At 39.7% G+C, this 11,907-nt stretch carries 11 protein-coding genes and 1 pseudogene; 8 read left to right on the top strand and 4 right to left on the bottom strand.

All coding sequences use genetic code 11. The features are described from left to right. Together B2X72_RS24345 and B2X72_RS24340 are read left to right on the top strand one after the other, a co-directional pair. A partial coding sequence (locus tag B2X72_RS24345) for a TonB-dependent receptor domain-containing protein (protein WP_349681405.1) occupies positions 1 to 1,821 on the top strand: 1,821 nt, incomplete at its 5' end. An 11-nt stretch (positions 1,822 to 1,832) separates the two neighbouring features. Beyond that, positions 1,833 to 3,203 (top strand): RagB/SusD family nutrient uptake outer membrane protein, encoded by a 1,371-nt coding sequence (locus tag B2X72_RS24340; RefSeq protein WP_286851853.1) that lies wholly within the window; start codon positions 1,833 to 1,835, stop codon positions 3,201 to 3,203. A 71-nt stretch (positions 3,204 to 3,274) separates the two neighbouring features. Here B2X72_RS24340 and B2X72_RS24335 read toward each other — a convergent pair whose 3' ends face one another. From B2X72_RS24335 to B2X72_RS24325, 3 genes are all read right to left on the bottom strand, one after another. Then, positions 3,275 to 3,616, bottom strand: coding sequence for a hypothetical protein (locus B2X72_RS24335; protein ID WP_286851851.1), 342 nt, complete (start codon positions 3,614 to 3,616; stop codon positions 3,275 to 3,277). A gap of 81 nt (positions 3,617 to 3,697) precedes the next feature. Beyond that, positions 3,698 to 3,973 carry a hypothetical protein gene (locus B2X72_RS24330; RefSeq protein ID WP_286851850.1) on the bottom strand — a complete coding sequence of 92 codons (276 nt, stop codon included), beginning with the start codon at positions 3,971 to 3,973 and terminating at the stop codon, positions 3,698 to 3,700. Positions 3,974 to 3,988: 15 nt separating this feature from the next. Beyond that, positions 3,989 to 4,210, bottom strand: a complete 222-nt coding sequence (locus tag B2X72_RS24325) for a hypothetical protein (RefSeq protein ID WP_286851849.1) — start codon at positions 4,208 to 4,210, stop codon at positions 3,989 to 3,991. A gap of 247 nt (positions 4,211 to 4,457) precedes the next feature. On the opposite strand from B2X72_RS24325, the gene B2X72_RS24320 reads away from it, so the two are divergent. From B2X72_RS24320 to B2X72_RS24300, 5 genes are all read left to right on the top strand, one after another. Then, positions 4,458 to 5,375, top strand: coding sequence for a hypothetical protein (locus B2X72_RS24320; RefSeq protein ID WP_286851848.1), 918 nt, complete (start codon positions 4,458 to 4,460; stop codon positions 5,373 to 5,375). A 605-nt stretch (positions 5,376 to 5,980) separates the two neighbouring features. Next, positions 5,981 to 6,763, top strand: a complete 783-nt coding sequence (locus tag B2X72_RS24315) for a hypothetical protein (RefSeq protein ID WP_286851846.1) — start codon at positions 5,981 to 5,983, stop codon at positions 6,761 to 6,763. 233 nt (positions 6,764 to 6,996) lie between these two features. Next, entirely contained in the window at positions 6,997 to 7,428 is a 432-nt protein-coding gene (locus B2X72_RS24310; RefSeq protein ID WP_075994282.1) for a nuclear transport factor 2 family protein, read from the top strand. Between the two features lie 285 nt (positions 7,429 to 7,713). After that, positions 7,714 to 8,019 (top strand): hypothetical protein, encoded by a 306-nt coding sequence (locus B2X72_RS24305; RefSeq protein WP_217493566.1) that lies wholly within the window; start codon positions 7,714 to 7,716, stop codon positions 8,017 to 8,019. A gap of 258 nt (positions 8,020 to 8,277) precedes the next feature. Then, a complete protein-coding gene (locus B2X72_RS24300; protein ID WP_286851844.1) occupies positions 8,278 to 9,276 on the top strand; it encodes an energy transducer TonB in 999 nt (332 codons plus the stop codon). Between the two features lie 50 nt (positions 9,277 to 9,326). Here B2X72_RS24300 and acs read toward each other — a convergent pair whose 3' ends face one another. Continuing rightward, complete coding sequence (gene acs, locus B2X72_RS24295; RefSeq protein ID WP_286851843.1) at positions 9,327 to 11,243, bottom strand: acetate--CoA ligase; 1,917 nt, start codon at positions 11,241 to 11,243, stop codon at positions 9,327 to 9,329. 184 nt (positions 11,244 to 11,427) lie between these two features. On the opposite strand from acs, the pseudogene B2X72_RS24290 reads away from it, so the two are divergent. Further along, a pseudogene (locus B2X72_RS24290) lies at positions 11,428 to 11,907 on the top strand (hypothetical protein); the annotation flags it as partial.

Here is an 11,907-nt window from a genome sequence, read left to right as displayed (position 1 = left end):
TCGGAGCATCAGATACGCAGAAGTCCGGCAACAGATTTATTGGGGACGATCGAGCTAAACTATGAAATTATCAAGGGGCTGAAAATAGCAGGAAATTATCAATATGAACAAGCGCACGGCTTGGGAACAAGCTTTGCCGATCAATATAGTTATATGGCACGTGATTATGTGAACCGCTTTACACAGCTTCAGAACAATAAAGTCGAATATATAATACCCGTTGGTGGAATACTTGATAAAAGCACGTCCTTAATGCATGCGAACAATCTACGTGGGACGCTCAGTTTTGACCGTAGTTTTGGTAAGCATATGATTACCGCCATTGCTGGTGCTGAAATGCGGGATGCTCGGCAAGAGTCGAACAACAACAGGTTCTATGGATACAATCCGGATAATTTAACATTTGGAAATATAGATTATAAAACCTCTTATCCGACTGTTATTACAGGTGCTAAGGACTATGTTCCGAATAGTCAGACACTGAGCGAGACGGTTACAAGGTTTGTTTCTCAGTTTGCCAATGCGGCGTATAGTTTTGACAACAGATATACGCTTTCTGGTAGTCTACGCCGCGATGCATCTAATCTATTTGGCCTAAAAACAAATGATCAATGGAATCCTTTTTGGTCAGCAGGTGCTGCATGGAAAATCTCCAATGAGAAATTCTTCAATACAGGTTTAGTATCTTATCTTAATCTCAGGACTTCCTATGGTTTCAGCGGTAATATAGATCCGGCGATGGTGGCTGTAAATACCATTGCTTTCTCTTCTCCTTCTGTATTTACAGGTGATCCCTCAGCTGCATTTGTGAATTTCTATAATCCCCTGTTGAGATGGGAAACGAGTAAAATGCTCAATATCGCACTTGATTTTAGAACAAAGAATAATCGCGTAGTGGGTGCATTGGAATTTTATCATAAATGGGGGCGCAACTTGTTTGGCCAAGCTCCGATCGACTTGACTACAGGTGTAAATACTTCGATGCAACGAAATGTGGCCAACATGCATGGACAGGGATGGGATTTAGAGCTGACCACAAAAAATATAGACCACACCCATTTAAAATGGAATAGTACCTTGAACATGAGCCAATATAAGGATGTAATCGACGATTACCTGATATCACGCACGTTGGCACAGCAATACGTAAATGTTGCGACCCCTCCAATTTCTGGGATAAAGGGGAAACCGGTATACGCGATCTATAGTTATAAATGGGCGGGGCTAGATCCGAATACGGGCGAAGCACAAGGGTATCTGAACGGTGAGGTCAGTAAGGATTATACCGCGATTACGGGGACTGGTACTAAGGAGGAAGATCTGAACTATCATGGATCGGCTATACCGACCCTGTTTGGTAATTTGCAAAATTCGGTTTCGTATAAAGATTTTAGTTTTCAAATTGGCATTACTTACAAATTGGGCTATTGGTTCCGACGTTCCTCCATTAATTACACCAATCTGTTTAATAGTGGAAAAGGTCATAGTGATTATGCGTATCGATGGCAAAACCCAGGAGACGAATTAATTACAGATATTCCCGTTAATCCGTACACCACAAATAGTAACAGAGACCGGTTTTATGAAGGGGCTAGTGTGTTAGTCGAAAAAGGTGATCACATTCGATTGCAATATATCAATTTTGGGTATGATCTCCCCACTTTCAAAGGATTTAAAAGATTGCATATTTATATTAATATACAAAATATTGGTATACTATGGAAGGCTAATAAAGCTGGTATTGATCCGGATTTTAACTTGGGAAGCGGTAGGACAATTGTACCGCGGAGCTATTCAGTGGGGATAAAAACAAGCATTTAAAGAAAAAGTTTATGAAAAAAATATGGAATAAAGTCTTATTTCTCCCTCTGTTTGTCTTTTGCCTTGGGAGCTGTAACAAATTTTTAGAAGAAAAATCAGATAAGAGTTTAGGGATACCTGTGACCGTGTCAGATTATAAGGCACTTTTGAATGATTGGGCGACAGTAAACTCCAATTATCTCTCTATGGGAGAGACTAGCAGTTGTGATTTTAGTCTGACAGATGCTGACTATAACGGGTTGTATTACGATAGTGATAAACGTCTGTACAGTTGGCAGCCCGATTATGTTACGCGTGCAGTATCTGGTGGAGGCCATGAATGGTATTATTGCTATAAAGGTATTTATGTGTCCAATTCCATACTTAAGGGATTGGATGATAACAGTCTGTCTGGTAACGAGGCGGATGAAATCAGGGGGCAGGCGCTAGTTTTTAGAGCAGCCCGTTATTTGGATGGAGTACAGGTATGGGCACCCGTATTTGATGCCAAAACTGCCGATAAGGATTTGGGTATGGCATTGCGGCTTGATCCTGATATGAATTTACCTTCAAAAAGAGTAACTGTACAGCAGACTTATGATTTAATTTTATCCGATTTACAGGCGGCGTTACCTTTGTTACCTATTGATGGATCTTCACCTGCACTTCCGACAAAGGGTGCCGCATATGGCTTATTGGCTCGTGTTTATTTAATTATGGGGGATTATGAGAAAGCTCTTGCAAATGCGCAACAGGCGCTGAAGCTCCACAGTGATTTAGTTGATTTTAATGATCTGTCTGCCGCCGCAAGTTTCCCTATACCAGCTACAAATCAGACGAGTCGGGAGGTCGTTTTTTTGACAAGAATGTATGCTTCCAATATTGTTAACCTAAATATTGCTCGGATAAATAAAGATCTTTACCAGATGTATGCAACCGATGACCTTCGAAAAAGTATCTATTTTAGGTTGAATGATAAGGGTGATGTGTTTTTTAAAGGCACACATATGGGACATCAAGGGCTTATTACAGGTATCACGTCCAGCGAACTGTTGCTGATTGTCGCTGAATGTCAGGTTCGTTTAGGAGAACCTGAAAAAGCAGCTGAAACACTAAATCAGTTGATGATAAAGCGCTGGGATAAAAATACCTTTAAACCCTTTGTTTTCACTGATGCGAACATAGCTCTTGGTACGATCTTGAATGAAAGGCGAAAAGAGTTAGTGTTTCGTGGGCTGCGTTGGTCGGATATCAAGCGGTTGAATAGAGATGGTGCCGGAATAACACTTTCTCGTAAAATCAGTGGTCAAGACTTTGTACTACTTCCAAATGATAAGCGTTATGCAATTGCTTTGCCTGAAGACGTGTTGGAAATGACGGGGATGGAACAGAACCCCAGATAGGCACTTTAATATGAGAATAGTACTGGGGCGATATACCCCCAATACTATTCTTAATTAAAGATTAGATTTTGCTAATCTCTCTTGCTAAAAGTTGGATCATCCAATATATTTTGATTGGATTTTCCAGAAAGCATAGACTCAAGATCATTCTCATCTACAGCTGTTTTTTGACAAGGTTTTGTCGTACCTGTACCACATGCCGATGGAGAAATCCCTGGTTCCCAGTTGTCAGGATTAGCAAATGCTCCCTCGCTGGTATCTTCACTTGCGTAATGAAATACAACCAGTTCTTTTTGAGAGGTTGCTTCAACTTCTTTCTTCTCCATCGCCTTTACTACCCAAAAGCCTCCAATCAATAAAAAGAAAGATAAAACAAGACCGGTACGTAACCAGTTAATTTTTAAAGTGCGCATATGCATCTTTTTAAGTTTATATAATTTTATGAGTTATTGTTGCATTTCGGTTTTGCCTCACAGCCATGCGATCGAGGGATCCTAGGTTGAGGTCAGCCAACTTCCTTGAAACCGGGAGACCAATATAATCGGGAATAGTGCAAACTTACGCGGATACCACATCTTGTCCACAACTCTCTTTAGGGCCAAGGATAGACAGATAGGGGCAGAGTAAAGTTCCCTGAACACAGGAACGGCACTATACCTAAACGGAAGGACAAACCGCCCAAACAGCCTGATCCATAAGGACTGGAACACTGGCTCTAAGCGTAGGCCAAGTCGTTTGATTGTTTCTTTTGCTGTTTGTAGACTTTTCATCTCAGTTTATTTTACCTATCCATAACCTATTGCGCAGCGGCACAACCTTGGCGCGGCCTGCCCTCTGTTTTGCTTTGCACTTTGTCGCTGTACCCGCGTCCCTATTTTATATTGCTCCAGCGATCCCGCCAAACCCTTCACAAGCGTACTGAAGATCGCTGGAGCGCCCCGTCGGGAAAGACGGAGTGGATGTAACAGCAGTACGCTCGCCATTTCGTTATTATTTATTATCGTCATCTTTTGATAGCGATGTCCTTACCTTGAAAATTTATGCAAGACATCGGCTGTTTATCTCAGTGTCTGAAAGCAAAAGAAATATAAGCTTGATCTTTTTCCATATTTATTGGTTGATATTCATATTGAACTATAAAAAATGATGAGTCAAATTGAATAAAAATCTAAATAGTTGATTTTTTAGCATTTTTTTGATATTATAGTATATCGTGTTAATTAGCTGTTAACCATTAGCCAAACTGTATAAATTATGGAATCTGTAAAAAGTACCGAAAGCACAGATGGAGACTGGGACCTCTCGGTCAATCATTGGAGATCCAGAACGATATGGATCCTTATTTTTTCTTTTTATAATGCTTCTGCCGGATATCGTATCGGCGGGGGATGGAAGATCTACAAATATTGTTTGTCCAACACAAATTTCTATGTCGATTTCCTTTGGAGTATCTTTTTTCTTTCTGTCATGGTGGAGTGGACCATGCAGACGACAGCATATTTTGATCAAAAGCAACCTTGGCGCAACGAATTTCTAAAACGTTTCTTTATTCAGATCATATTTATCTATCTGCCGACCATTTTCTATCTCGAATGTATGGACCGATTATATCTTCAAATAACGGATCGCGCTCTTTTTCGGATTCCCCAAAATATTCTTCAATTGCCATTCTCCATGGGTATATCACTGATTTATACATTGTTCTATAGTTTGGCTTCATTGTACAGAGAATATATGGCTGGAATTGGGGAAGTTGGGATTTTAATAAATGACGAAAAGCAGGGAAAGATAGCAGCTATCAAACAGAATAATTTACAGGATAATCCGGTCATAACCATACGTGATGGCAAAGATATCCGACTGATGGATTTGGACATTGTTTTAATCTGCAATAATAATGGGATGAATACGATCTATGAACGTAATCCAGCAAATCCACCTATTCAGGATAGCCATGCGTTAAAATACCTCGTCGAGAGGTTAGATACGAAGGAATATTATCAGATCACTCGCTGGGAACTGGTACACCGAAGTGTTATAAAAGGATATGAAGTAAATGGTGATAAAAACTTTAGACTGCAATTAGATTTTCCACTTGAACAGCAGCTTGTGATCAATAAAGATAAAATTGATGATTTTGCGAAATGGTTGTTGGACGAAAATGATGGGTGATTTTGAGTTTTCCACATGATGTTAATAACGATGTGGAAAACGTTTCCCCCTTTTAGTATGTAAAATCAAAGTTTGTGGCTGAGCCTACCTAAGCTAACAAGTTGAGGCTTCTTCTCCAGTAAAGTTCAGCATTTTTTTGTATATTAAGTTGTACTATATTAACCCTTGACTAATGAAAACCAAATTTATACTTGTTTTAATATTGTCCTTCATCGTCTGCTTTTCAATAGCAGCTGCTGTATACTATTTCCTAGATGAGAAATCGTCCATTCCCGATTCCTTGTTCGTGGGGGCTATATCAAGCTCTATCGTGATTACATTATTCTCAAAGTTCAATACAGCCGCTCGACGCAAATAATTATATTTTCCTGACACCAACTCCATACCAACTTGCGATAAACTCCGTACTGTAACCACCTTGTGTGCACAGTGAGTCCACGTTGAGTCCACCTTTTAGGGGTGCTTGCACTGTACAGACATCCTGTCTGCATCTTGCTCGCAATTAGAAGGTGGTTAGGAATTGGTTATAACTAATCCCCAAAAAGGTATCACTAAATTTTCAAATTTATAATTGCTATTTGCTGCAGCGTCCGAAATCCTTAAAAATGAACAAGATACTTGACATAGGGTCGTTTTGGTGGTATATTTATTGTATGGGAATAAATGATAATGGCTATATCCGTGGACTGGTTGGCCCACTGGTAAGCAGGAAGGTAGGAACAAAGAACTACATTCAAGGTAAACCACACCGTGTAAAACAAAACGTCGACACGAAGAATGCTGGTAAAGATTTTGGACAGGCAAGTCGCGCAGGCGCTGCAATTAGGCAGGCTTTTGGGTTAGTGCATCAGGAACTGCATGATGGACAGATGGGCAATCGCTTGAATAGACAGATTTATAGGGCAATGAAGACAAATATCAATGACGATAGGGGAACACTTTGCCTAAACAACTGTAAGCTCGACAGATTGGTGAATTTCCAATTCAACGAAAATTTCCATATGCAGGATGCGCTGAATATCGATCCAATGGTTAACCTAACCGAGGAGAGCAAGATCGAAATATCATTTCCAATATTTGACATTAACCGAGCATTGCTGCTACCCAAAGATTGTAATGCTATCGCCTTTAAATTCCATACCTTTTCTTTCAATTTCAAAGAAAGGGAGTTCACTGAGGTAAAGGATGAAGAATGGGAAATCGATATCGTCTATGGGCAGGATCCAATTCCGGCCAAGACAATCAGCATTCCATGCAAGGAATTTGTTGGTACGCCGATCCTGGTTGGATTTACGATCATATATCTTCATAAAAATGGCCGACGGTGCAATGTGCTGAATGAAGTTGATTGTACGCCTGCAACTATTCTAGCTGCTTTCCAGTTATAAAGGTAACGTTAACCCATACCTTTGTTTTTTCCTACCGGAGCGGATATCCATTTACCGCTCCTTTACCTCCATTTACCGACTTTTTTATTCCGTTGATCTAAATGTAATAAAATGGGATGCTGCGTTGTCTTACTTTTGAATCAGAATCTTAAAGGAAATGATGCAACAAAATCAACTTCCTTGCGACAATAAGAAAAGAGATAAAAAAACTAACAATATAAAGTATAGCAATTATGAAAACTTTAGTAAAGACATTCGCAGCAGCAGCATTGATTACACTATCAACTTTCGCAATGGCAGCAGCTGACCCTGGCAAAGCATTGAACCTTTCCACAGCCGATTTGGCCATCGATAGCTATGTGTCGGTAATGACAGAAGGTGCATCTCAGGGCGTAGAAAAATTGTTCGCATCGGAATTCAATCAAAAATTTCAGGGAAAAGCTGCACGCACCAATAGCCGTTCGGAAGTCATTTCGTTCCTAAAAAAGCAAAAAGGTGAAAAATTGAACTGCAGTACAAGTACCGAAGTACTCGAGGAGTCTGAAAACTATATGGTAGCACGTGTCACCATGAAGTTTGAGGATTTCACGAAAACAGATTTGGTGACATTGATCAATGAATCGGGAACCTGGAAGGTTGCAAGCTCCGTAAACTCGTATAAATAGAAACTGTTTAATTAAATTCATATGTTTATTTTAGCCACGTCGGGATGATGTGGCTTTTTTTGTTCCATCTTTGTTAATGGATCTGTTTAACTAAGTATAACCGAAATGGATGGTCACAAAGAACATGCTTCACAATCTCTTAGCGAATCTGAAATTGCTTTATTGAGGGCCGGACTTAATCGTACTTATAAGGAGCGATTTGAAATGACTACCCGTCTCTATAAAATTCAACAAACGCTTAAAAAGGCAAAAATTATTCATAAACCCTTTTATCAGAAATAGTGTATGGATATTTTTGATCAGGAAATTTTAGAGTTTTGGCAGAATTTAGAGGAATCAAATGTAGCGTACATTATGATTGGGGGGTATGCAACTAATTTGCACGGTTTTCAAAGGTTTACTGGTGATTTAGATATTTGGATAAAAGACTCATTGGATAATAGAAAACGGTTAAGGGAAGCATTCAGGCTATCTGACCTTGGTGATATTCCACAGCTGGAAACTATTCCTTTCGTAGTTGGCTGGACAGATTTTCACTTGAATAATGGGCTTCGCTTGGACATTCTGACGGATATGAAAGGTTATATATAAACCAGCTCATCGCTAATAAAAAGGCAATCAATAGACCAAAGGATCAGATCGATGTTCAGGCATTGGAAGAAATTGTCAGACTTCGAGAGGATGAAGGTGAGTAGGTTTTCTAAGTTATCAACAGTGTTATTAACACCCTGTGGAAAACTTAATGGTATGCAGCCGTGCCGGCCATAACAGAAATAAACATTATTTAACCGATTAATTTTTTAACTATCCTAGATATTTGTTATTATTACCCCTGTATTAACAATTATTATGAAGTATTATTTAGGCTTTTCGACGAAACTTATTTGTTTTTTTCTATTGAACCTGTGCGGATTGAGCCTTTCGGCACAAGTTACTTTTACCACTTACCATAGGAAAGATGGGGAGGAGACTAAGAAGCAAGACTCGGCTTATTTTTTAAGAGAAATTCATATTGATGCGTTGGGAAAGGATAAAGTTTATCGAATAGCGGAGTACTACCTACGTAATGACTCACTAAAGCTAAATGCGATAAGTAAGAGTGGACACCCACCTTTCAATTTTCTAGATAAAAAATATGAATTCTATGAAAATGGTACATTGAAGAGTCTTGAGAAGTTCAGTGATGAGAGTAAATTGATAGATTCTGCTTTTTATCTCTATCCGAATAGTAAGTTGAAGATGATTGTATTCTATCCGAGTGAAGTGAAGAAAAAGAAACTACTGATAAAGAAGCCAATCTATGTGGTGTATTATGACTCTTTGAACAATAAAAAGTTAGAAAATGGGAGCGGTTTTATTCGTTTTAGTATAGATGAACAGGACGAAACTGAAGAAGGTCAGCTGGTCAATAATTTGCGCGAGGGGGAGTGGCGAGGAAAGAGGGGACCTGATTCTTTTGTCGAGCATTATAAGGAGGACAAATTACGCTCAGGCACTAAAACAAAAGAAAACGGCACTGTCATTTCATATGATTCTACTACCTATAGAACACAGCCAGAATACCCTGGAGGTGTCAAAGAAATGATGTATTTTGTGGCAAGAAATTACGAATATCCAAAACAAGCCATGATGAATGGTATAAGCGGTACTGTAGAAATAGCGTTCATTATAAATCAACAAGGGCGATTAGAAGATTTGAAAATAAAGAACGATTTGGGTTTCGGTACAGGGGCTGCTGGTATACAAGTCGTCAAAAAACTTAGAAAATGGAAACCTGGTATGCTACGTGGTGAGCCTGTGCGGGTTGGCTATACATTGCCGATAAGGTTAAACTTGAGGGGAATATAATAACAGCCTTCCTATTGGAAGGCTGTTATTTTTTTACGATACTTTATACGTTATTTTCTCAAGGCCGCAGCGCCTTTGATGATTCCTTCTACAACGGCAGGATCTTGAAGTGTCGAAGTATCTCCTACATTGGCGATATCGTCTTCGGCAATCTTACGTAAGATACGACGCATGATCTTTCCTGAACGTGTTTTTGGTAAATCATCAACAAATTGGATAATGTCTGGTTTAGCAATTGGACCGATAATACGTGAAACAGTTTCCATGATATCCTTTCTGGTGGCTTCTGCATCGGTATGGTGATTCGCAATGACATAAGCATAGATACCCTGGCCTTTTACTGGGTGCGGATATCCGACAATGGCCGATTCAACAACGTCAGCGTGCATATTGATGGCATTTTCCACTTCTGCTGTACCAATACGGTGACCCGAAACGTTCAATACATCATCTACACGGCCTGTGATTTTATAATAACCCTCCGGACTACGGAAACACCCGTCGCCTGTAAAATACATATCCTTATACGTCGAAAAATAGGTTTGACGACATCTGTCATGATCCCCCCATGTCGTGCGTAGCATACCTGGCCAAGGGAACTTGATACATAGGTTTCCGGTGACGTCATTGCCTTCGATTTCTTTCCCATTCTCATCCATCAAAGCGGGTTGAATGCCCGGCATCGGGAACATCGCATAACTTGCTTTTTCCGGTGTTACTCCCGCCAAAGAAGTGATCAAGTGGCCTCCATTCTCTGTCTGCCAATAGGTATCAACAACAGGACAATTCTTTTTACCAACTTTTTCGTTAAACCAGTTCCAGGCTTCTTCGTTGATTGGTTCTCCTACGGACCCCAAAACACGCAAAGAGGAAAGATCGTTTTTGTCGACAAATTCGTCGCCAAAAGCCATCAATGAACGCAAAGCAGTAGGGGATGTATAGATAATATTGACTTTGAACTTATCAACAATGTCCCAATAACGGCTCGCATCCGGGAATGTTGGAATACCCTCAAACATTAAAGAAGTAGCTCCTTGTGATAACGGTCCGTAAACGATGTAACTGTGTCCTGTAATCCAGCCGATATCCGCTGTACAGAAAAATACATCGTTTGGCTTATATTGGAAGGTATTCATAAAAGTATAGCCTGTATACACCATATAACCACCACAAGTGTGTACTACACCCTTAGGTTTACCTGTGGATCCCGATGTATAAAGGATGAATAAATTGTCCTCAGCATCCATCTCTTCTGCTGGACATGCTGGATTTCCTTGTGTTTCTACTTTTTTGATCTCATCTTCCCACCACACGTCACGTCCTTTGATCATCGATACCGGTGTACGCGTACGTGTTAAAACAATTACTTTTTCAACAGTGTCACATTGCATTAAAGCATCATCCACAATGTTTTTTAAACCAATGGTTTTATTGCCGCGGTAACTACCATCTGAAGTGACGATCAGTTTGCATTCCGCATCGACGATACGATCCGCGATAGATCGTGCTGAAAAACCTCCAAACACCACCGAGTGGATAGCGCCGATACGAGCACAGGCTAATACAGCAATAACCAATTCAGGAACCATTGGCAAGTAAATACATACCCGGTCTCCTTTTTTGATGTTATTATTTTTAAGTACGTTGGCAAATTGCTCTACCTTTTGTAGTAATTGCTTATAGGAAAGAATGCGGTGCGCTTCATTGGGATCATTAGGTTCCCAGATGATGGCTGGTTTATCACCATTAGCATAAATATGGCGATCTAGACAGTTTTCTGTAATATTTAATTTAGCACCCTCAAACCATTTGACATTGGGTTCCTCAAAGTTCCAGTTCAGCACTTTATTCCACTTTCTCTTCCAGAAAAAATCATCTGCAATGCTCGCCCAAAACTCCTCAGGTTGTTCTACACTTCGCTTATATTCACTTTGATATTCTTCAAATGATTTTATTTGTAGGCTCATCGTTATTAGGATTATTATGAATTATTTTAATTTATATTGTTATCGTTGCGAAATTGTTTTTGATATTTCGATTTCGGTGTACAATTTAGCGGTTTTTGCCCATTTTATCAAAAAATTGATGTTTAATATAATGTTAAACTACTTTTATCTATAAGATTGTTATCTTGCATCAAGATTTTTCAAGATGTCTTTTCTAAGAAAGCTATTCTATATCACAATCTATACAAATCTTCTGATCGCCATGGCGGCCATGGCACAATGCGCATTGACTTATATCATATTTGAACGGTCTATCAATTGGTATATCGTTTTAGTAGAAGGAACGGCGACCTTGCTACTCTATAATTTTAGCCTGTGGTGGTCCAAACCGAAGCACCCAAAAGAATCAAAATTCCCCCGGACACGCTGGATCTTTAATCATGAATGGGTCATGTGGTTAAACAATGGTATCGCTTTGCTTGTGCTTGGTTATTGCTTGTGGTTTATTCATGTGTATTCCTTTTTGTTTTTGGGATTTATTGGAATCCTGAGTCTACTATACGGAATGCCTCTATTTACCTTCCGTGATCGCAAAGTGGGGCTTCGACAAATACCCGGGGCCAAGATTTTTCACATTGCCCTGGTCTGGGTCTGCAGCAGTGTGGTGCTCCCTTATGTGGAGCTA

This window comes from Sphingobacterium sp. UBA7253 (assembly GCF_002472745.1).
In the GTDB taxonomy this organism is placed as follows: Bacteria; Bacteroidota; Bacteroidia; order Sphingobacteriales; family Sphingobacteriaceae; genus Sphingobacterium; species Sphingobacterium siyangense.
This window is presented reverse-complemented; position numbering and strand designations above follow the sequence as displayed.